Genomic DNA, 21526 nt, shown 5'->3' with positions numbered 1-21526 from the left:
CCTCCATAATCTCATCAGGAAGACTTTTTCCAATTTTTTGCATTGGGTAGGGCACCTTTTTTCAGCCGTTTTTCAATATCCTCAATAATCTCAAAGACTTCACCGATTTCCTTCACTACATAGTGGGCGCCGGCTTCCTTGAATCTTCTCGATACCTCATTGATTTTTTCTTTCAATTCCCTTTTTTTCATGGCTTTAACTTCTGTTTGGCTTAATCCCAGCTCGCTTCCGCCTTTAATTACACCAATGCTCCACATGCCGGCGTTGATTCCTTCCCGGATATCGCTGACGGTGTCGCCTACCTTGGCCATGGCGCTCATGGGGTAGACCCCCAGCCGGATGGCATTTTGAAAACACATCCAGGGATAAGGCCGACCCGCTGGAACTTCATCGGGGGTTACGACCAAATCCGGCTGATATCCCTTGCGTGCCGCCTCTTTGGTGACAATCTCCATCATCTTTGCCGAATATCCGGTGGTAGAGCCAATTTTGATTCCTCGGTCTCTCAGCCTGGACACAAGCTCCACCACGCCCGGGACAGGATCGGTATAGCCGGGCAGGATCTGGAGCAGCATGGGCTCAAAGTTGCCATAAAGTTCCCTGACATCTCCCTCATCGGGCTGCCTGCCGAACAGCTCTTTCCAGGCTTGGGAGATTCTTTCCATCTGGCACAAGGCCCGGATATGGTCGATTTTCCGCATTCCCATGGGCCCCCGTGCTTCCGCACCGGTAATTTCGATACCCTTTTCCAGGAAAACTTCCTCAAAGACATGGAGGGGGGCAAAACAGCCATAATCAACGGCGGTGCCCGCCCAGTCAAAAACCACTGCTTTAATTTTGTTCATTGGATACCTTCCTTCCCATTATGGCATTGAAGCAAGTTCTTAATTCAGATGGGGATTCTTTTACTCCATCTGAATTTTGACGCAAGTTCTTAACTTGCTAAGTGGTCTTCTTAGCAAGTTTTAGAACTGCTAATGCAGCGCGAGGACTGCAAATACATGACTTAGTTGGCGTTTGACTCCCGAGGCGGGAGACTGAAGCAAGTTCTTGGTTTGGTTGCTTTTTACCAAACCTTAGAACTGCGAATACAGAGTAAGCCAAGTTAATCAGGTGCAAGGCAAACCGGAGCAGCAAATTTATCTCTCAGGCACCGGGGGAAGAGCCGGAAAGCTTCCTCCCACACCGGCAGGGAGCGAAACGCCGCCACCAGAAGCCTGCCGGGATATGCGCAGCCGGCATCATGGTTTCCGCACAGCAAATAGCCGCCCCGCTGCTCCAGAAAGATCCTGGCGGCCGCCACATCCCATTCATAAACATTGGAGGAAATAAACAAATCGTACTCCCCGTTGGCAACCTTACACAGTTCCAAAGAGGCGCAGCCTAAATACCGGTGCGCCTGCACCCGGGATAACAACCCCAAAACATCCATCCCTAATCCGACCAATTCCTGCATGGTGCGAAAACTAAGGGCCACCACCGACTGCTTCAGCCCTGACCGGTCATCAGGCGGTTCAGGCAAAGGGCTTCCATTCAAGAAGGCCCCTTCCCCATCACCGGCGCTGAAGATCTGTGCATCGGCCACATCATAAATCAGGCCGAAAACAGGCTCCTCTTTCTTGTACAAGGCTAAGGAAATCGCATAGTTTCTGCCGAAACGATAGTAGTTTACCGTACCGTCAATGGGGTCAATGATCCAGGTATAACCCCCAGCGCCCGCCCCCATCCTGGCGGGGCTTTCCTCGGAAATAATGCTGTGGCCCGGGTATTTCCCCAGAATAGACGCTACTAAATATTTTTCTACGGCCAGATCATGATCCGTCACTAAATCCATGGGCGAGGTCTTTTCTCTTACGTTGATCACGGAACGGGTACGTTCTTTTTTTAGCTTTAACCCGGCAGACCCGATCAAAGAACTGGCGTAGCCAAAAATTTCTTTTTCTGCATCCGTCATTTTTTTCGATCCCTCCTAGCGCAGAAACGCTAGAATACATAGGCAGGCCATGCCGCGGAACGGCAATAGCCCGTAAAATCATGAAATCTTCGCACTTCTGCCCGTGTCACGTGAAAGGGCAGGGGATGCGCAAAAAATTTTTTGTTGATCTCCCTTACCGCATCCGCCAGGATTTTTTTCTGGGCCGGGGGCAGGTGCTCCTCAATGTAGTATAAGCTGATGTGGCCGTCAAAACCGCGTTTTCGCTCCACACCCAGGTCACATAATGCTTTGTCCGCATAGACCCCATCCCGGAATGCTAACAAAGGGCCAAAATCCGCCCTGGTTAGCGGCGATACCACCGCGGCAAGGACACCCTGAGGAAAAAAAGACCAGCCCTTAACCTGATACATTAAAGGCCCGGTACTCATTCGTGCTGAAAACAACCTGTTCAGGGCAAGAAGCAATTCTTCTTCCCGGGAGTCTTTGAGCCGGCGCACAAACACGTCTCCAGAAATTAACCGGGCTACCGTCATATGTAGGGCTCCAAGGGGTGCCTCCACCACTTCCACAGAAGAAATCATGTGCCGGAATGCTGCCTGCATCGGACAAAGCGCCTGATAAAAAGAGGCGTTTGCCCGGTCTTCCAAAAAAGTGGGCGTGATGATGGAATAGCCGGCATAAGGCACCGGCTCCCAGGCCCCATCTTCCCTCTTATGGAATTTCCCTAAAGGACCAAGCTCACCGGCTGCGGTACAAATAAACTTCTCCTCAACCATCTGATCTGCATGCCGGCAATAATCCTCATAATTCATTTCCATGATCCGATTCCTCTTGAAATCATCTTGTTTGTTTCAGAGCTGCCAGAGCCGTGATACATTCTTCGCCTAGTTCCGGACAACCCAATTCTAACGGCATCTCGCTATACGCACCGTGGAAATCGGATCCTCCGGTGATGATCAGGTGGTGTCTTCCGGCATAGTCCCGGGCCCTCATGCAATCATGGGCATAATGGCTGGGATGAAAAACTTCGATTCCCCCAAGCCCTAATGTTACCCATTCATCAACAGCATCAAAATTGGCGAACTGACCCGGATGGGCCAGAACCGGAATGCCCCCCGCTTCTCGTACCGCGCGAATTGCTGCCCGGGCGTCAATATATACCAAAGGGACATAGGCAATTCCCCGGGGTTCCCCGTTGTCCCCTCTGCCGAAAAGCTTTTTGTACAGGTCGCCGTAAATGCTGTCGCAATAGCCCTGATCCAGCAAAGCATGCATGATATGCTGCTTATAGACGCCCGTACCTCCCCCATATTTTAGAACACCCTCCCAGGTGATGGCATATCCTGCCGCCATCACCTTGCCCACCATTTGATAGGATGCCTGGTTCCGGCTCTGCGTAAGAGGAATACAGAGCCTCTCTAAAGAGGGATGCCCCGGCTCCACATAATAACCCAGGATATGGGCCCTTTTATGCCGTAAAAAATCATAGGCCGAGATTTCAATGCCGGGGATGATCCCCACCCCCATTTGTTTCCCCAGCTCCATGGCTTCTCCGATGCCTTTGGTGGTATCATGATCCGTAATGGCGATGTGGGTAATGCCCTTTTCCCGGGCCTGGAGGATCACTTCACCGGTGCTGAGAGAATTATCCGATACCTTGGTATGCACATGCAAATCAATCATGGGGACCAACCTCAACGAGAAAACTGATGCCGTGCTGCTGAAAACCCAGCTTTCCATAAAATCGGTGGGCATCCACCCGCTTTTGATTGCTGGACAGCATTAATTTATAGCATTTTTCCTCCCGCGCCCGTTCCATAATAAATTTCATGATCTCAGTGCCCACGCCGCGGTTTCTCCATTCCGGATGCACAACCATACTCTCCGCCAGGGCCACCCTTGCCCCGTGATGGCTCAGGTTCTCGAAAATTGCCAGCTGACAGGTGCCGATCAGCGCTGCTTCCTCTTCCGCGACAAAAATTTTATGATAGGGCCACTGCAATGTTTTATGCCATATTTCCAGGGCCTGGGCCGGTCTCAGCTCTTCTTCCCCGTCCAGGGCCTGATATAATTCCAGAATCTTCGGGATGTCGGCCTCCCGGGCTTCCCTGATCAACATAGCTGCTCCACTCTTTCCCTGTTTGATACCTTAAAATCCCCCTGATAAACGGCCTTTCCTTCCACCAGGGTTTTGCGCAGGACCGGATAGTCCTGATGTTCCTCCACGATGATTATATCGGCGATTTTTCCCACCTCGATGGTGCCTACCTCGCCGTCGATCCCTAATGCTTTTGCCGGATTAGCCGTTACCATCCTCACGGCTTCCGTGAGTTCAATCCCTGCCCAGGTAAGGCGGAAGAGAGCCGGCAGCATGGCGCCGGGCAAATAATCGGAACAGATGATGTCCGCCGCATGCTGCGCAATGGCATCCAGCGCCTTCAGATTATTGTTGTGGGACTGGCCCCGGACAATATTGGGGGCGCCTACGCAGACCGAAACCCCTTTCGATTTGGCATAAAGGGCGGTTTCCATGTTGATGGGGAATTCACTGACCACACCCTGGCAGGCCAGCAGCATGTCGATTTTTTCATTTCTGTCATCATCATGGAAGGCTAATCTGACCCCCTTGGATTTGGCGCGTTTCGCCAGGTCCATCAGCCGGGGCCAATCGATCAGGGCCCGGCTCTCCGCAGTTCTGTCCAAAAAACCTTCCACATCCTCTTTCATTCTACCATAGGATTGCATCATATAGTTCTTCAATGTTTCGGCATCCTGATACTGACCCTGGCCGGGGGTATGGTCCATATAGGACAGATAGTCAATGCTCTCCTCATCGATCAGGGCTTCCAGCTCGGTCATGCCGGACAGGTACGTTAATTCATAGCGCAGGTGGATCTTATGATGAATCATGGACCGCATATTTTTTAGGGAATGAATGCTTTTGATCATGCCCAGCACCAGATCCTTGTTCCGCACCCCCCAGTCATCGCTCAAAGAAAGGGAATGATACATGGTGGTAATGCCGCTGGCAGAAAGCTTCTTCTCCAGCCCATAGAAAGCCATATCAATAGGAAAGAAGATATTGGGCCTTGGCTGGATCTCTTTCTCCAAGGCATCACTGTGGATATCGATGATTCCGGGCATGACATAGCCGTCTTCCGCATCGATATACCATACGCCGGGGTCCTTTTTCATCCTTGCACCATCATTTTCCCCGATCTCCGCAATCCGGTTTCCCTCAATGAGCAGAAAGCCCCGGACAATTTTATCCGGCAAAACAATCTGCCCATGATCGATACATGTCTTTTTTGCGCTCATCCGATTATGCTCCTTCAGATTCCATAAATTATCCAGGTGGGAAGCGCCCCGGGGTAAAACCCGGGCTTATGCGTTTTTCTGGAGCTTTCCCTTCAACCTGGTCGAAAAGGTTTCCAGGATAATGGCGAAAGCCAGGATATAATAGGTAATCAGTCCTACTTCCCGGAGGTCAAAATAAAAGCCGCTGGCCATAAACAAATCGAAACCGATGCCGGCTGCTCCGGCTGCCGCTCCCATGGCCACGGCATTGGCAAAATTCATCTCGAAGCGCAGAAAGGTCCAGGAGAGCAGGTAGGTCATGGAGGAGGGGAGCACAGCCTGAAAAACAATCTGCCACCAGTTGGCCCCGCTGGCCTTTAAGGCTTCGATCACACTTTTGTCCAGGTCTTCAAAAGACTCGGAATAGGCCTTCGTCAAATAGCTGACGGAATGAAAGGTCATGCCGATTACGGCCGCCGCGCTGCCCAGGCCTGCCGCCACGGCAAAAATCAGCACCCATAAAACTGTGGGCACCGCCCGGATCAAAGCGACAAATCCTTTAATAATGGTCGTGATCTCTTTCGCCGCCAGGTTCTGGGCAGCGAGCAGGCCCAAAAACAAGGCAATGATGCTCCCCATCAAGGTGGTTAAAAAGGCTAACCCTAAGGTAATTAAAACTTGGTAGAAAGCTTCCCACAAACTAAAACGGTGGGAAAAGGGATGGAGAAACATGGTCTTAAAATTGGCGAAAGTATCGGCAAAGCCCTGAACCACATTCACGCTCTGATCCTCCATGGTGACGAGGGCATAAACCGTTAACACCGCCAGAACGGGCAGGATGATCCAAATTGCCAGAGTAGCCCTGTTCAACGGTTTAATCACTCCGGCGTACCCATTCACTTTGATCTCATCACCGCCCAATTGGGCAAAGCCTTTCACGGATTCATTTAATTCCATCACAAAATCACCCTTCTGATCCAATTTGATAGAGACTCAATCACCAGTACCGTAATCACAATCAGCAGCACCACCAGGCTGGCGGCATGATAATTTAAGCCGGTGTAATACAATTCAAAGGAAAAACCGATCCCCGTCCCGGTGAGCATGCCCACCAGGGTAGCATCCCGGATATTGGTCTCAATCATATACAAGAGCCAGCTGATCATCTGAGGCATGCTGGAGGGGAGCACAGCCTGAAATACGATGTGGAAGTAGCCCGCTCCGGTCGCCTGCAAAGCTTCGACGGCATTGCTCCCCACTTCATCAATGGTTTCCATGAAGGCCCGGGTGAGAAAGCCAAAGGAGCCGCAAAACAGGGCCAGGTAACCGGTCAAGGGGCTCTGGCTGAAGGCCAGCATCAAAACCATGGCCCAGGCCACCAAAGGAATGTTGCGAAAAAGAGAAGCGATGCCCCGGCTGATGATGCTGAAGGCACTGTTGATTCTGGTGGTCCGGGAGCCGGAGAGGGCCATGAATAAAGCAAAGATCGCAGCGATGTTGGTGGCGGCAATGGACATGAGGACGGTTTCCCGCAATTTGATCAGCATATCGGGCAGTTTCTTGAATGACTCCGGGGTGGGATAAAAGTTGGAAAGCCCCCATGCGATGGCTTTGATACTGCTGGTAAAGCCTTTCACCACATCGTACTGGGTGATCAGCACCGAGCCTACGGTTAACACAATCAGCAAGGAAAAGAAGACCAGACTGTCTCTCCTTCTTTTCGCAAAGATGTTAGCCTGCATTTTTTTCACCTAAGTCCGTGATCAAATCACCGGACTCTGTTCCATAAATGACATGGATCTGTTCGGAGGTCAAGCCCTCCGGGGAGCCGTCAAAAACCACGCGGCCCTTGTTGATGCCGATGATGCGGTCCGTATATTTCAGGGCCACCTGCACCTGGTGCAGGTTGACAATGACCGTAATCTTCATTTCCGTGCAAATCCTTTTCAGATGGTCCATAATGATCTTGGAAGCATTGGGATCCAGGGAAGCAATGGGCTCGTCGCATAAAATCATTTTCGGGTTCTGCACCAGGGCCCGGGCAATGCCCACCCGTTGCTTTTGGCCGCCGCTTAACTGGTCGCACCTTTTATAGACCTGGTCATGGAGTCCTAAAATCTCAATGATCCGGAAAGCCCGGTTTTTTTCCTCCTGGCTGTACCGGCCCAGAACCCCTGCCAAAGTCGATTTATAGCCAAGCCTTCCATGGAGCACATTTTCAATCACGGTGAGCCGGTCTACCAGATTATAATGTTGAAAGATCATACCGATCTGTGTTCTCAGTTTTCTTAATTCATTTTGACTCAGTTTTAAGGTGTTCACCCCATGAAAGGTGATTTCGCCGCTGCTGGGCTCAATCAACCGGTTAATACAGCGCAGCAGGGTAGACTTCCCTGCTCCGGAAGGACCGATCACAGTAACAAATTCCCCTGCCTCCACAGAGAAGCTGATATTGGACAGGGCCAAGGTTTCTTTGCCATAGTATTTGGTCACGTTTTTTAATTCCAGCAAAGCCATGCGCATCTTCCTTTGCTTTTTGTTCTCCCGAGCCGGCCCGGCATCAACCCGGTTCCCTGTGCCGAAAAACGATCCTGTCAGGTTGATGCCGCCGTCTCTCCTTTGAACTTCCGGATTTTGCGAACTGATTTACTTCATCTCACGGATCGGGTTATACCAGGCATCCTCCACGGTAAGGAAGCGCTGGGGCTGATTGAACATTCCTTTATAAGCGGCGTCTTCCGGCAAGAAAATCTTCGGATTATTGGTTACTTCGTCGGAGGTAAGGGCCTGGGTGACGGCATCAATGGTTTCCTGGCTTAAGGCTTCCGTATTGACCATAAAAGGACCGTTCATCACCGGCATGGCTTTGATCACCACGTACTGGGCGCCGGGAAACTTGCTGAAGGGATCCGTGGCATCCTGCTTCACGGTATATACGGCACCCGGTGTATTGTCGCTCCCTTCGGTAAGATCCACATAACTGACCACATCGATATCATCCACCGCGGCCACATCCGCTTTATCCGAAATCACGTTGACCAGGGACAGCTGGTGAGATCCGCCAAAGAGGACCTGGCTGAAGAATTTATCGCTGCCCCCTTCCAGCAGGTCTTCCGCAGTCAGGCCCTTCCAGGGATCCTGGGCGGAGAAATAGGAAACGATGGCGGCGGCAGGGACTTTATAGCCTGAGGTGGAGCTGTTGGAAACAAAGGACATCTTCTTGCCGGCGATTTTATCGATAGCATATTCGCTGCCGTTCTTGTACTGATCTTCATTGCCTTTCTTGACTACCAGCCGGCTGTAATATTTGGCATCGTCCAAAGCTCCTGAATCTCCGCTGTTTACGACCAGGGGAAGCACTTTACTGTTTTTTTCATGGGCCTCCACATACTGCTGCGCGCCTACCCAGGCAATTTGGGCCGTGCCGCTGGCAAGGGCTTCAATGGTAATGGCATAATCCGTTGTTAATTTGTCTTCCACTTTCTTTCCGGTGGCTTTTTCAATTACCTTGTCGATTTCCGCTCGGGCATCCTTAAAATCATCTCCCGCTTGATTGGGCAGCCAGGCCACGGTAATGGTATCCGGCTCTTGAACAGAGGCATTTGATTCTGCCGTTGGCGTGGAACAGCCTGCGAACACAGCTGTCACAAGCACAAGGATCAGGGTCAGGGCAAGTAAATAAACTTTTTTCACGGTACTTCTCCTCCATTTTTTTAATTATTCAGGATTTAGAAAACCGACCCGCTAAAACCATAGGATGTTGCACTTAGATTTTAGCAATCCGGGATTAAGGGGGGATTGCATTTTTGTAAAAACTTGGTTAACGAGAATAAATCTTAACAAATGCTTAATGCGCTTGTTTCCCACAATCTACCATCCTGCACCGTATATTTCCGGGTGCACAGATTTTCCATAAAGGCCAGGTCATGAAAAATCCCCATCATCGTCGTCCCTTCCCGCATCAATTGTTCGATCAATGCGCGCACTCTCCATTTTGCGGCCACATCCAAACTGGCCGTGGGTTCATCCAGGAGCAGCAGCCTGGGCCGCTTCACCATGGCCCGGGCGATATTCAGGCGCAGTTTTTCCCCGCCGGAAAAGGTGGCCGGATAACTGTCCCATAAATCCGGCGCCAGCTCAAAATGGGCCAGGATGGTCTGGGCTTCTTTTTCCGCATAATCCCTGTCGCAGCCCATCTCCAGAACCGCCTGCCCCACCAGTTCCCGGGCCGTGGTCCGGGGCATGGCGTTTAAGAACTGGGAGACATAGCCAATCTCATGCTTTCTCAGATAAATCATCTCCCTTTCTCCTGCTTCCGCCAAATCAATGGGCCCGAATTTCAGGGAGTGATACCGGATCGCGCCCTTTTGGGGGGCGTAAGTGCGGTAGATGCACTTGAAGATGGTTGATTTCCCGCTGCCGCTCTTCCCGGTGATGCCGGCAAATTCCCCCTTTTTCAGGGAGAGAGAGACATCCCTCAAGGCATCAATATGTTTGTCTAAATTATGGATGGTAAAGGATTTGGATAAGTGTTCGATCGAGAGAATTTCTTCCATCCCATTCACCTGCTTTATCTTTCACTTGCTTACTTTGTGTCCTCTATGGCCCCGGTCCTGAAATACTTTTCCGTAAATTCCTCGATGGGAAGGTAAAAGTCATCCAATCTTTCCTTGATCAATTCATAGGGCCAGTCCCACCACCTGATCTCTTCCAGCTTTTTCACGGTATCTTCCGGGAATCTCCCCTTGATCGGCTTTGCTGCTACACCGGCCACCACCGTATAGGGCGCCACATCCTTGGTAACGACCGCCCCGCTGCCCACCACCGCCCCGTTACCGATCCTGACCCCGGGCATAATGACGGCACCGTGGCCGATCCAGGTATCATGGCCGATAAAAACCTTTTGAGCCCCGCGCCAGTGAAAAAACTTTTCGTCGTCGGTGGGAGCAAGCCCGTACTTGATGCGGCGGTAGGTAAAATGGTGCAGGGTGGGCCGGTCCATGGGATGAGCGGTGGGTCCGATGCGCACCATGGCCGCAATATTGGCAAACTTGCCGATTTCCGCATTCTGGATGATACAAAAGGGGCTGGTATAGGAAAAATCGCCCATGCGCACATTTTCCAAATAATTATGGCCGTCAATCTCCGTATATTGGCCCAGTACCGTCTGGTACAGCCGGCAGTTCTCGTGGATGTATGGTTCTTTGCCGAGGATTTTGTTCATCCTTGTTTCGCCCTCCTTCCTCATTGACCAGGATCATGTCCCCTAAAGCAATGATTGCACCAGCTGCTGGGTATAGCTGTGCTGAGGATCTTCCAGGACCTGATCCGTTAACCCGTGTTCAATCACTCTGCCGTCCAGCATCACCATGGTCCGGTCCGCCAGCATCCTGATCACGCCGAAATCATGGGACACGATGACCATACTGATCTTGAAGTCTCTCTGGATCATCTTGATTAAATCCAGAACGCTGGCCTGAACGGAGAGGTCCAATCCTGTGGTCACCTCATCCAGGAGGAGCAGGGGGGGATGATTGGATAAAGCTTTGGCAATTTGCACCCGCTGCTGCATGCCTCCCGAAAAACTCTTGGGCGCTTCTTTGACCCGGTACTCCGGTATGTTCACATGGGCCAGGAGTTCCCTCCCCCGGGCCTCCATCCTGCCCACATGCCGGTGACCGGCGGCAATTAATTTCTCCCCGATATTGCCCAGGGAGGAAAAATTCATTCTCAGACCATCCAGGGGGTTTTGATACACTTTTCCCATCAGATGGTTTTGGATGTACCTTTTTTGCTGGGCGGACTGGGCAAAAATATTCTGCCGCCCCTCTTGATAGGCATAAAGATAGGCTTCTCCGGCACTCACCTCCTGATCAAAATACAGGCACTTCATCAAGGTTGACTTGCCGCTGCCGCTTTCCCCCACCACACCCAGGATTTCTCCCCCAAATACCTCAAAGGAGATGTCCTGGCAGGCATATACCGTGCCGCAGGCAGGACAGTAATTCTTCAGCAGGCGCTCTCTGCGGGCATCCCGGCACGCGGCACAGCCGCTGCCATACTGTTTATGGAGATTGCGCACGGACAAGACAGGCTGTTCCATCTCTTTCATCTGGCTGCACCTCGCCGGACCGGTTGATTCATTCTTTCCATGCAATAACCGGTATCGTTGCATTGATAAGAAGTCTCTCCCGTTCTTTCATCCAGGATTTCATCGAAGAATACCCCCCGGGCGCCGCACAGCCGGCACGACCGGTCCGGAAAAGACTCTACCGTAAAAGGATAATCTTCAAAGGCCAGGGAAACCACCCGGGTATAAGGAGGGACCGCATACACCTTCTTTTCCCGGCCCGCTCCAAAGAGGATTAAAGCGGGAGAAAAATTCAGCTTGGCATTGTCAAACCGGGGGATGGGACTGGGCGCCATCACATACCGGCCATGGACCAGCACCGGGTGATCCGCCCCGGTTGACATCATGCCGTAGTTCATGATCTGCTCAAAGAGCATCAGCCAGGCTCCGCTGTATTCTTGCTCCCCGTGCAGTTTTTTCGTCTCATATTCCCTTGGCTCGTAGGCTCTTAAGGGCTCCGGCAAGGGGACCTGGAGCACCAGGATCTGTCCCTCCTGTAAAGGGATTTCCGGAATTCTGTGCCGGGACTGGATGATGGTGGCCTGGTCCGTTTGGTCCGTGACCCGGATGCCGGTGGTTTTAATGATCAATTTTTTGATATTGACCGCGTTGACCGATTCATCCGAACCTTGATCGATCACTTTTAAAATATCTTCCTGCCCCACCAAAGAAAGGGTGAGCTGCAATCCTCCCGTGCCCCAGCCCCGGGCAATGGGCATTTCCCGGGAAGCAAAAGGCACCTGGTAGCCTGGGACCGCCACTGCTTTCAGGGTGGCCCGCCGGATTTCCCTTTTGGAACCTTCATCAAAAAAAGCAAAATTATAGGCAGTGTTCATCGTCTATTCCTCGCTGTTCCCCCTGTTTTTGCCTTTCTTCTCTTTTTTGGACTTGCGTACACTATCCAATTTGGATTGAAAGGTGACATAGTGGGGTAATTTGAGATGGGAAATAAATCCGGCCGATTCCACGGCATCAATATGCATCAGGACAAACTCCTCCTGATGGGTGGGATAAGCCGGATTTGCCGATTCTAAACAGTGGTCCAGGATGCTCATGGCAATGGCCTTGGTCTCATTCTGCCCGAAACAAAGCCCGTAGCCGATACCGAATGCCAGCTCTTTTCGGCCTTTTTCCTTCGGCACACCGGCAGGAAACAGGGTTTCCACTTCCGTGACTTTAATTTCGCCGATATAATAAGCATCCTCCTCCCCATTCGCTTCCTGGAAGGGGTTGTCGAGATAGACGGGCAAATTGCCGATGCGCAATTCTCCCACCGTGGGATGCACATCCCCGTAACTGCGCAGGGCGGCATAGCCCAGGGAAGTCACCGCTCCCGTCTGCCCTCTCGTGAGCATCTGCAGCCTTTGGCTGCGGCTGGTGGGAAACTGCACACTTTCTTTGGTCACATCATCCGGCTCCTCATCCTTATGGGTACAAGGGGCAATGAGACCTTCCCCGCGCAAATAATCCAGCGCTTTGGGCAGACAGGCCAAATCAATGCGGTCGTTCTCCCCTTCTGCTTCCAAGGCAAATTTCCGCAGCCACTGGACGGCATCGGCATCCGTTTCCCGGCCCAGGTCAAAGTCGATGAGCCGGTGGGTATAATCATAGGATGCGCCCAAAATCTGGCCGCCGGGAATATTTTTAAAACTTGCGGAAATTCTTCTTTCCACCCCCATCTCCCCTGTGTCCAGGATGCGGGAATAATGCTTGCGGGGCAAGGTGGACCGGTAGGCCCTGAGTAAAAAGACCGCTTCTTCCGGGCTTCCTTCCGCCTGCTTGATGGCAAGGGCGGCCAAGGTTTCATTGTACAGGCTGCTCTCCGACATCACCTGGTCCATGAGGCAGCGCAGGCCGCTTTCAATTCTGGAGCAATCCAGCACCATACCCCTTTTCAGCCGTTCATATTTCAGCCGTTTGATGGATTCCCCGATGGCCCGGGTGCCGCCTTTTACCGCTACATATCCCATGATCCCACCACCTTTTTCGTGATCCGGGTTGTGCGGGGCAGGCATAAAATGTTCCCCCGGGGATCCGTAAAAATCAGTTCAACGCCCAGGGGGTATTCCCCGTTCTTTTTTGCCCGCAGCTGAACCCAGTTCCCTTTTGTCTCTACTTTTACATAGCTTTCCTTTTCAATACCCGGACCGGTGAGGATCCAATCCTGCTCATTGGTCAAAGAAGGGGTTTCGATAATGATCGTGGCGGCCTGATGGGGATCGAGCAAATCCCCCGGATAGGCTGCTTTTAAGGCCTGCTCCAGATCTCCCCCTTGGGCTGTATGGAGCACAAAAATAAAATCTGCCCGTTCCGCCGGCGCAGTTGTGGCGTAGGTCAGCTGGTTGATCAATTTGGCAGTTTCGCCCGCATCTCCGGCATACACCTGGAAGGTTACTTCCGTATCCAGCAACATCAGCATCATGATCAAAGTGGCCGGAAAACACCCCGCCTCCAGGTCAACCTGATCCGCCTGCTTGCGGATATTGCTGATCAGCCCGGGCCGGGACATGGAATTTAATGTTTTCCGGTAGACTGCTTGTATGTCATGAACCAAATCCAGTTTCACGGCTTTTCCCTCACTTGCTTAGACATCCATAGTTTCAAAGTTTACTTTTGTCTTTAAGATCTTGTTCTTGAGCACCTTATTTTTTCTCGCCCGGCGGTCTTCCTCCATCAATAAAACACCCGCCCAGGCTTTCGTCTCCGGCAACTCCCCGTTATAGGCGGCGTCAATCACGGCCAGATCAGAAGCCAGCTCCGGTTCGTCCCCGGCAACAATCCCCATTCCTAAAGCGCCATCGATCATCACCTTGCATTCCGTAACCAATACCTCACCCAGGTAGAACAGGCTCCCTTGAGCCTGTTCCCGTACCTTTACCATCACGGTTCCGGGATTGGGCTCTTCAACCGTTTTTACCTCATATTTGTTCCTAATCTCCTGGGCCAATTTTACGGAAATATCTTTTGAACCTTTGAGTAAAATCTCGGTTCTTCTTTTTCTCATCATCTGCCCGCCATCCTTTGTGCATTGATCCACTGCCCTCATCTTAACTTGTTGCCAAGTGGCCCGTGTTAAGGGCGTGTAAAAAAAAGGTTTTGCTTTTATTAAAAAAGCAAAACCTTTTTGACGGATGGCTCATGCAGTGTAAAATCACACGCGAGCACAATTAGGGTACCACATAGGAAAAACAGTCGCTGCGGTAAAAAATCTTCTGATAGTCCAGCACCATATGGGTCTTTTTGTCGGCACAGCCGGATTCCAAAGCCAAAAGGGGCACCAAATGGGTACACTCCAGCAGTTTGCGCTGGGACTTGGTGGGGAAGACCACACTGAGAATACTGGGTTTGGGGGCAAATTCCCGGTACCCTTTGCTGTGATAATATTGGAACATGGATGTGATATTCATGCCCACCGCATCAATATCCTCAAATACGGACCGGGAAACATAGGAGAGATGCAGGGCGATAGGCTTTTGATCGATGAACCTGAGACGGCCGATGCGGTAAATGCGGTCACTCTGGTCTGCGCCCAAATAATCATAAATCTTCCTGTTGTATGCGATTTCTTTGCACCCGATATTCCGGGAAAAGAAATTATATCCTTTCTCCCTCATTTTTTCACTGAAGCTGACGTCACCGGAAAGCACCAGCTCAATTTGGGGCAATCTTTCCTGCACATAGCTCCCTTTTCCCTGTTTTTTATAGATGTACCCCAAGTCTTCCAGGCTTTCATAGGCCTTACGGGCTACAATTCTCGGCACCTGATACTTTTCGGCAATTTCATTTTCCGAAGGCAGTTTGTCATGGGCCTTCAATTTGCCTGATGCAATCAGTTGAATCAGATTGTCCGCTATTTCAATCTCATTTGGCATTTCCGGACCTCTTTTCTATGAGGAAAATGAACTCGTTTTCCTGCTAATTGTTGCTGTGGGCAGATTCCGGCGATCTGGTTAAACAACTGATTCCCGTGTCGGCAACGAACCAATACTTTCCCTGCAGATCCTGAGCGATTCCTGTTACGTTGTCGCCGCCTAAACCGTCACTAACCGTATAAGTGACAAAGGTCCCATCTATTTTTTGTTCAGTAACCCCTTTGTTGGTTCCAAACCATTTATTTCCATCCCGGTCCAGGAAAATGCAGTTTACATAATTGCTTACTAATCCCTTTTCCGTACCGAACTGTTCCCAGCGGCCGTCCGGAAAACGTTTAAACACACCTAGTCCCACATAATTCCAATCCGGGGTAACCTGCCGGGCAGCAATCCAAAGGTTATTTTCCTGATCCAGGCTTAAAGAAAGAATATCCTGGGGTTCCTTTTGTCCGGGAAGATTTATCACTTGATAGCTGCCATCCGGTTTTCTCAGTCGCAGCCCTTTGTTGGTACCTAACCAGAGATTACCCTGAGGCTCCGCTGCCATTGTCTGAATCACCGGGTAGGGATAACCCATCGATTCATCCAGATAGGGAATCTGTTTCCATGTACCATCTGCCCTCCTTAGGGCGATGTGTAAAGGATCAATAGTTTCCGACCGATGATTAACAGCAAACCAGATCTTTCCCGCCGGTCCCGGGGCAATGGCGGAAACATCTTCTCCTCCCAGCTCTTCATAAAAATCTTTACGGAATCCGTCTTGCGTAAACAAGGACACCCCCATCCCCCAAGCATGGGGGGGAACCTGGAAACCTCCCCATTCATCGGACCAGCCTACCCAATTGCTTTCCACTCCCGCCCATATATTGCCCCGGTGATCTGAAGTCAAAACAGTAACCCCATTACCGCCTAATTCCCGATATTTCCATTGTCCATCCGGCTGGCGAATATTCAGCCGCAAGCCTCCCCCATCGAACCAGACATTCCCTTTGTCATCCACGGCAACACCGGAAGAACGTCCAATAGGTCCGTTATATTGCCGGTAATTGATCCACTGATCATTAATACTGGCTGTTATCCCGGTGCTCAGGCCGGTATCTTTTCGGAAAGCCGCCAGCCAAATGTTCTTGTTCTCATCAATTTTTATCACCTGGGCTACTTGGTTCTGAAGTTTCTCGGGATAATCCTGACGCGCCCACTTACCCTGAGAAAGCATGTAGATACTTTTCGTGGAAACGGCCCAAAGATTTCCCCCGGTATCTTGGCAAATATCCATCAGCATCTCTGATGAATGACCTTGCTCAAGGTCCGGAATAGTGACCTGGATGATTTGTTGATCCGGCGTGATTTTCATCACCTGAAAATAATCTAATAGCCAAATGTTTTCTTCCTCGTCCACCAGCATTTTCCGGCTCGGAAAATAGTCTTGGTGCACCAGCCATTTTTCCCAGGTGCCGTCCGGAGTCATGCGCCAGATCCGGTTGGATTCCAGCAAATATAAGTTTCCTGAAGGGCCCACATCCATCGAGCACCTGTACACCCACCAATCTCCGGGCAGGTTGCTGTTTTTTTTGTTGACAAAAGTCCACTCGTTATTTCTCCAAACATTGATTCCTTTCGCGCTTAAGGCATATACAGTTCCATCTTGGGCGGCTTTGATACCATAATTCTCTATCCATTTTAGGCCGTTTTGTTCCGTATAACGCTCCCACTTACCCTCTGAAGTTCTTCGGCTAATTCCTTTATTGGTAGCGCACCACACGCTGCCTGACTGATCTATGGTTAACGCTTGAATTTCATTGCTTAACAGCCCGTCCTGGGTAGTGTAAGTCTGCCATTTGCCATCAGGAGAAATACGCACAGCACCACCGGAGGTAGCCAGCCATGCATTGCCCGCTGAATCAAAATCTATCTGCTGTACATTATTTGGATCCGTATACACTTTCCAGATTTCTTTCTCTGCAGAGTTATCAGCCGCCCAAGCAGGGCTAACCAAAAACACCAGCAAGCAAGACCAAATTATGGTTTTGAAAAGACCTTTGAACAAACTGCTTCACTCCTTTATTACACTATTTGAAATCACCTGGGTCATCAATGGATCGTTATTTCCCTCATGACTGCTTTTTGCATATTATCCTTCCTAATCCTCAATTTCTGATTTTTACCCTTTGACAAAAAGGGATATTTCCCTGCCTATTCTCCGAGAATTTCCGGGCCGTCCCGGGGCACCACGTTTTTTCCCTCAATATCCAGAAAAATAATACTGCCAATGATCAGCACGGCCCCCACAAATTGGAACAGGGTCAATTTTTCGCCCAGAATCATCATGGCTAAGAAAATCGTAAAAGGAATTTCAAAGGTGCTGATGATCGCCGCCTTGCTGGCGCCGATGATGGCAATGCCTTTTAAGACCAGCCAGTATGAAAGTACGGAAGTAAAAAGGGCCATGATGAAGCCCAGAAATAAGGCATAAAAAGATACCCCATGCAGTAAGAAAAGGGGTGGCTTGATGATGCTGTAGAGCAAAAAGGCAAAAAGCTGGGTAAAAGTGGTGATCTCCAGGGAAGAAGAATCAGCCAGGTTTTTTTCCCCATAAAGAGTGAAAAAAGTGTAACTGAGGGCAGACAAAATAATTAACAACACGCCCAGGTAAGATAGGCCCTGCAGGTGAATGTTCCAAAAATCAATTGTGAAAACTGTGCCTGCCAGCGTAAGAACCAGACAGAGATAATGCTTCCAGTGAAACTTTTCCTTAAAGAACACACTGGCCCCCAGGGCGGTAAAGATGGGGTATGTATAAAAAAGAACGATTCCCATGGATGCCTCCACATACTGAAGGCCTAAGGTATAGAAGGCCCCGCCTCCCAGAGTTCCCGTACACCCAAGGAGCCCTAGTCGGATCAGCTTTTTCCGGTTTAAGGGGGGTTCCAGGTTTTTCTTCCGCCGCAGAAAATAGATAGGGGACAGCATCAGACAGGAAAACAGGTATTGGAGGGTAATAAATTCCCAGCCGGTTACTTGAATCTGATAGGCGGTTTTAATAATCACGGCCCCGGTGCCAAAACACATGGCGGCAGCCATGACTAATAAAGCCCCATAAGTTTTATGATTGCATGTCATATTTACCTCTCCTTACCAGCTATCCCTTGCTTATTTCATGGATATGGGCTGTTTCCGGCAGGGTTACCGTCAGATCCATGGGGATCCTAGCACCATCATAGGCAATATGGCCGGGAAAAGCCAGCATTTTTTTGACCCCGCCACCTCCTTCTTTCTTCTCATCGGCCGGTCCGGTGCAAGTTTTATCGTTTTCTGCGCACTTCATCAGTGAACTCCTAAGGCAGTAATCCCATGATTTTTTCCAGGTTTTCCAGGAGAAATCTCTTCCCCCGGTCATTGAACACCACCATCTCATATTCGTTACCGTTATAATTGCGTTTTTCTGTTTCCATGCCGTATTCATGGGATTGATCATTGGTGACGGTGCGGGTATTACCATTTTCCAATTTTTCCTCTCCCAGAATGCCCATCTTCTTCAACTGCTTATTGATTTCGGTTCCGGTAATCCTTTTGCTCCTGTTCGCATCGATTACTTTATTCACAGCTTTGGCAAATTCATTGATGCCGATTTTTCCGGGAGGCAGCTCAATTTTGCTTTTCTCTTCCTGAGAGATGATAAATGCTCCCGGTTTTTTGTCGGTGATTCTAATTTGTCCTTCCATGGCTTGATCCAACACTTCCTGGATAAAGAATAAACACCGGATCATGCGCGGTTCCTGCAGAAAGCTCCTTTCTTCAATGGGTTCTCCGTTAAAAGGATTCACGCCCTGGGCCACTTTTTGGATAATTTCTTTTGCCCGCACCAGTTTTTCTTTTTCCATACCCACCATGAACACCTCCCATCGGGCCGGTTCGGCGCCGTGTCAATTATTCCCTATTTCTACAACTTCCGGTAATTTCCTTCTTTTTTCGCAGGTTTTTGGAAAACCGGAGCCATTCATTCATCAGGTCCCATGATCCGGATATTTATGGATGCCCATCCATCCGCTATAATGTTAATTAGATAAGATGCAGAAAATATTTCAGGAAAACCGGAAAGGCAAAGGAGAAACGCCATGATACTTTGTATTGCGGAGAAGCCCAGTGTGGCCCGGGAACTGGCAAAGGTGATTGCCCCTGGCGCCCAAAAAAACCAGGAGGGTTTTCTGGAAGGCAACGGCATTGTTTTTGCCCATGCCCGGGGTCACCTATGCGGCTTAAAGACACCCGCCCAAATAGATGAGAAATATAAGCGCTGGTCCTATACACATTTGCCTTTACTTCCCGCCCTTATTCCTGTATGCATTCGGGAAGGCTGCGCCAAAGAATTCAACAGCCTGAAAAAATTACTCCGGGATCACCGCCGCTTTACATCCGTGGTGTGCGCCACGGACGCCGGGCGGGAAGGCCAATATATCTTTGACTTAATTTACCAGCACGCCGGGAGCAGGCTTCCCGTGCAACGTCTCTGGCTCTCGGCTTTTACGGAAGAAAGCATCAAAAAAGCCTGGGCGAATCTGCAGGACGTCAGCGCCTATCAGGGCTTAAGTACGGCGGCCAGGCTCCGGAGCTATGCCGACTGGTATGTGGGCATGAATGCCTCCCCGGCAGTCAGCCTGGCCGCAGGGCCCACGATTAATGTGGGACGGGTGATGACACCTACCCTGAAACTGATCGTGGACAGAACCCGGGAAAATGAAAACTTTGTCCCGGAAACCTACTACCAGATTGTGGCGGAATTCGGCCACGTTTATCAGGGAACCCTTTTGATACCGGATGGGGATACCTTTTATAGCACCAAAAGCATGGAGGAAGCCCAGGGAATGGTGGGGAAGATCGAGAACCGGCAGGGAAAGATTATCAAAGTAAAGAAAGAGCGCCAAAAAGAGGCCCCGCCCAAGCTGTTCAACCTGGGTGACTTACAGGTGGCGGCGGCAAAGGCCTTAGGTTTTACGGCTCAAAAAACCTTAGATATTGCCCAGAAGCTCTATGAATCCCATAAATGCCTTTCTTACCCCAGGACCAATTCCCGCCATATCGATGAAGCCATGGTGGACGAGCTGCCTGCCCTGGTCCGGGCCGTGAACCATATTGACGGGGTAAGCGAGGTGGCCCGGGAGATCCTGGCAAAGCCTCTGCCCAAATTAAGCAAAAATTATGTGGACAGCACCAAGGTGACGGATCACCACTGCCTGCTGCCTACGGCAGTACCCGCCAAGTGGGACCGTCTGTCGGCTGAGGAAAAGGCCTTGTTTTTGCTGGTGGTGAAGCGCTTCCTGGCGGTTTTTTTACCCTGGGCCGAATACAATAAGACAACCATCCTTACTCAGGTGATAGAAGCAAAGGAATGTATCTTTCGCACCACCGGGAGAGAGATGATCCGTCCGGGCTGGAAGGTAGTCTACGGGACAGGAAAAACGGATGACGAGGAGGAAGAAAAGCAGGGTACCCTCCCACCTGTGCACGAAGGAGAGATCCGCCCCGTTACCGGGGTCAAAGCCGAAGAAAAGCAGACGAAGCCAAAACCCCTTTATGACGACGGCACCATCATCAAAGCGATGCAAAATGTGGCCGGGGAACTGGAGGATGAACTCAAAAAACAGCTCAAAACATTAGAGCTGGGCACGGAAGCCACCCGGGCGGCTATCATCGAAAAACTGATTCACATCAAAATGGTGAAACGGATGGGGAAAGGAAAAATCAAGAACCTGGCGGCGACCCAGTTTGGCAGGGATGCCATTGCCGCCATCTGTGATGAAACCGTGAAAAGCCCCCTGCTTACGGCGGAATGGGAAAGAAAGCTGGCAGAAATTGAGGCGGGAAACCTGACGGAAAATGCTTTCATGACAGAACTGCACCGGTACATTCATGCCATGGTGGAAACCTTAAAGGGCACCTCCGTCCGGGTCACGAACAATTCAAAAGGGCCGGGCAAAGACAAAACAACAAAATCCCTGGGCAAGTGTCCCTTTTGCGGCCACAGCGTGGTGGCGACGGCAAAAGCCTACGGCTGTTCCAATTGGAAAAACGGGTGCAAATTTACGGTGTGGAAAACCATGGCTGGAAAAAATATCCCGGAAGAAGCCGTGCGAAAGCTGATTACGGAGGGAAAAACAGAAAAAATGACCGGTTTTCAATCGAAGACCGGCAAATCATTTTCCGCTGCCCTAGTGGTGAAAAAAGACCGCACCATTGGTTTTGATTTCGATTAAGAGAAAAGAGTACCGGCAGGCTCGTTCATTCCTATTGATT

At 50.5% G+C, this 21526-nt stretch carries 23 protein-coding genes; 1 reads left to right on the top strand and 22 read right to left on the bottom strand.

Features of this window, described 5'->3' with window-relative positions; genetic code table 11:
* Nucleotides 1-14: 14 nt before the first annotated feature.
* The 22 genes from phnX to DCMF_RS19415 form a co-directional block, all read right to left on the bottom strand.
* Nucleotides 15-845, bottom strand: coding sequence for a phosphonoacetaldehyde hydrolase (phnX, locus tag DCMF_RS19520; RefSeq protein WP_214658742.1), 831 nt, complete (start codon nucleotides 843-845; stop codon nucleotides 15-17).
* A gap of 260 nt (nucleotides 846-1105) precedes the next feature.
* On the bottom strand, nucleotides 1106-1954 hold the full coding sequence (locus DCMF_RS19515; RefSeq protein ID WP_148135971.1) for an inositol monophosphatase family protein: 849 nt from the start codon (nucleotides 1952-1954) through the stop codon (nucleotides 1106-1108).
* A 29-nt stretch (nucleotides 1955-1983) separates the two neighbouring features.
* Nucleotides 1984-2754, bottom strand: a complete 771-nt coding sequence (locus tag DCMF_RS19510; protein ID WP_148135970.1) for a hypothetical protein — start codon at nucleotides 2752-2754, stop codon at nucleotides 1984-1986.
* A gap of 19 nt (nucleotides 2755-2773) precedes the next feature.
* Complete coding sequence (locus DCMF_RS19505; protein ID WP_148135969.1) at nucleotides 2774-3619, bottom strand: PHP domain-containing protein; 846 nt, start codon at nucleotides 3617-3619, stop codon at nucleotides 2774-2776.
* Complete coding sequence (locus tag DCMF_RS19500) at nucleotides 3612-4055, bottom strand: GNAT family N-acetyltransferase (protein ID WP_148135968.1); 444 nt, start codon at nucleotides 4053-4055, stop codon at nucleotides 3612-3614. The genes DCMF_RS19505 and DCMF_RS19500 overlap by 8 nt, the downstream gene beginning before the upstream one ends.
* Complete coding sequence (locus tag DCMF_RS19495) at nucleotides 4049-5254, bottom strand: alpha-D-ribose 1-methylphosphonate 5-triphosphate diphosphatase (RefSeq protein WP_148135967.1); 1206 nt, start codon at nucleotides 5252-5254, stop codon at nucleotides 4049-4051. Before DCMF_RS19495 ends, DCMF_RS19500 begins: the two co-directional genes overlap by 7 nt.
* A 66-nt stretch (nucleotides 5255-5320) precedes the next feature.
* Nucleotides 5321-6190, bottom strand: coding sequence for a PhnE/PtxC family ABC transporter permease (locus DCMF_RS19490; RefSeq protein ID WP_148137988.1), 870 nt, complete (start codon nucleotides 6188-6190; stop codon nucleotides 5321-5323).
* The gene (locus DCMF_RS19485; protein ID WP_148135966.1) at nucleotides 6190-6975 is read right to left on the bottom strand and encodes a PhnE/PtxC family ABC transporter permease; all 786 of its coding nucleotides are present in this window, start codon (nucleotides 6973-6975) and stop codon (nucleotides 6190-6192) included. The genes DCMF_RS19490 and DCMF_RS19485 overlap by 1 nt, the downstream gene beginning before the upstream one ends.
* On the bottom strand, nucleotides 6965-7750 hold the full coding sequence (phnC, locus tag DCMF_RS19480; protein WP_148137987.1) for a phosphonate ABC transporter ATP-binding protein: 786 nt from the start codon (nucleotides 7748-7750) through the stop codon (nucleotides 6965-6967). Before phnC ends, DCMF_RS19485 begins: the two co-directional genes overlap by 11 nt.
* A gap of 129 nt (nucleotides 7751-7879) precedes the next feature.
* Entirely contained in the window at nucleotides 7880-8926 is a 1047-nt protein-coding gene (locus tag DCMF_RS19475; RefSeq protein WP_148135965.1) for a PhnD/SsuA/transferrin family substrate-binding protein, read from the bottom strand.
* Between the two features lie 143 nt (nucleotides 8927-9069).
* Nucleotides 9070-9789 carry a phosphonate C-P lyase system protein PhnL gene (locus DCMF_RS19470; RefSeq protein WP_148135964.1) on the bottom strand — a complete coding sequence of 240 codons (720 nt, stop codon included), beginning with the start codon at nucleotides 9787-9789 and terminating at the stop codon, nucleotides 9070-9072.
* Nucleotides 9790-9818: 29 nt separating this feature from the next.
* On the bottom strand, nucleotides 9819-10457 hold the full coding sequence (locus tag DCMF_RS19465) for a DapH/DapD/GlmU-related protein (protein ID WP_148135963.1): 639 nt from the start codon (nucleotides 10455-10457) through the stop codon (nucleotides 9819-9821).
* A 42-nt stretch (nucleotides 10458-10499) separates the two neighbouring features.
* Nucleotides 10500-11345 (bottom strand): ATP-binding cassette domain-containing protein, encoded by an 846-nt coding sequence (locus DCMF_RS19460; RefSeq protein WP_148135962.1) that lies wholly within the window; start codon nucleotides 11343-11345, stop codon nucleotides 10500-10502.
* Nucleotides 11342-12199, bottom strand: coding sequence for an alpha-D-ribose 1-methylphosphonate 5-phosphate C-P-lyase PhnJ (locus DCMF_RS19455; RefSeq protein WP_148135961.1), 858 nt, complete (start codon nucleotides 12197-12199; stop codon nucleotides 11342-11344). The genes DCMF_RS19460 and DCMF_RS19455 overlap by 4 nt, the downstream gene beginning before the upstream one ends.
* 3 nt (nucleotides 12200-12202) lie before the next feature.
* On the bottom strand, nucleotides 12203-13333 hold the full coding sequence (locus DCMF_RS19450) for a carbon-phosphorus lyase complex subunit PhnI (protein WP_148135960.1): 1131 nt from the start codon (nucleotides 13331-13333) through the stop codon (nucleotides 12203-12205).
* Nucleotides 13321-13929 carry a phosphonate C-P lyase system protein PhnH gene (phnH, locus tag DCMF_RS19445; RefSeq protein ID WP_148135959.1) on the bottom strand — a complete coding sequence of 203 codons (609 nt, stop codon included), beginning with the start codon at nucleotides 13927-13929 and terminating at the stop codon, nucleotides 13321-13323. Before phnH ends, DCMF_RS19450 begins: the two co-directional genes overlap by 13 nt.
* 18 nt (nucleotides 13930-13947) lie before the next feature.
* A complete protein-coding gene (gene phnG / locus DCMF_RS19440) occupies nucleotides 13948-14370 on the bottom strand; it encodes a phosphonate C-P lyase system protein PhnG (protein ID WP_148135958.1) in 423 nt (140 codons plus the stop codon).
* A 160-nt stretch (nucleotides 14371-14530) separates the two neighbouring features.
* Nucleotides 14531-15235, bottom strand: coding sequence for a GntR family transcriptional regulator (locus DCMF_RS19435; RefSeq protein WP_148135957.1), 705 nt, complete (start codon nucleotides 15233-15235; stop codon nucleotides 14531-14533).
* A gap of 43 nt (nucleotides 15236-15278) precedes the next feature.
* Complete coding sequence (locus DCMF_RS19430) at nucleotides 15279-17282, bottom strand: two-component regulator propeller domain-containing protein (protein ID WP_214658741.1); 2004 nt, start codon at nucleotides 17280-17282, stop codon at nucleotides 15279-15281.
* Nucleotides 17283-17428: 146 nt separating this feature from the next.
* Nucleotides 17429-18355 carry a DMT family transporter gene (locus tag DCMF_RS19425; RefSeq protein ID WP_148135955.1) on the bottom strand — a complete coding sequence of 309 codons (927 nt, stop codon included), beginning with the start codon at nucleotides 18353-18355 and terminating at the stop codon, nucleotides 17429-17431.
* A gap of 19 nt (nucleotides 18356-18374) precedes the next feature.
* Nucleotides 18375-18560: a hypothetical protein gene (locus DCMF_RS19420; RefSeq protein ID WP_148135954.1), complete on the bottom strand. Its 186-nt coding sequence runs from the start codon at nucleotides 18558-18560 to the stop codon at nucleotides 18375-18377.
* A gap of 10 nt (nucleotides 18561-18570) precedes the next feature.
* Nucleotides 18571-19125 carry a hypothetical protein gene (locus DCMF_RS19415; protein ID WP_148135953.1) on the bottom strand — a complete coding sequence of 185 codons (555 nt, stop codon included), beginning with the start codon at nucleotides 19123-19125 and terminating at the stop codon, nucleotides 18571-18573.
* Nucleotides 19126-19350: 225 nt separating this feature from the next.
* On the opposite strand from DCMF_RS19415, the gene DCMF_RS19410 reads away from it, so the two are divergent.
* A complete protein-coding gene (locus tag DCMF_RS19410) occupies nucleotides 19351-21486 on the top strand; it encodes a type IA DNA topoisomerase (protein ID WP_148135952.1) in 2136 nt (711 codons plus the stop codon).
* The last annotated feature ends 40 nt before the right edge of the window (nucleotides 21487-21526 follow it).

Source organism: Candidatus Formimonas warabiya, from assembly GCF_002777255.1.
GTDB lineage: Bacteria > Bacillota > Dehalobacteriia > Dehalobacteriales > Dehalobacteriaceae > Formimonas > Formimonas warabiya.
The sequence above is the reverse complement of the archived record's forward strand: the minus strand, read 5'-3'. Positions and strand labels throughout refer to the sequence as shown.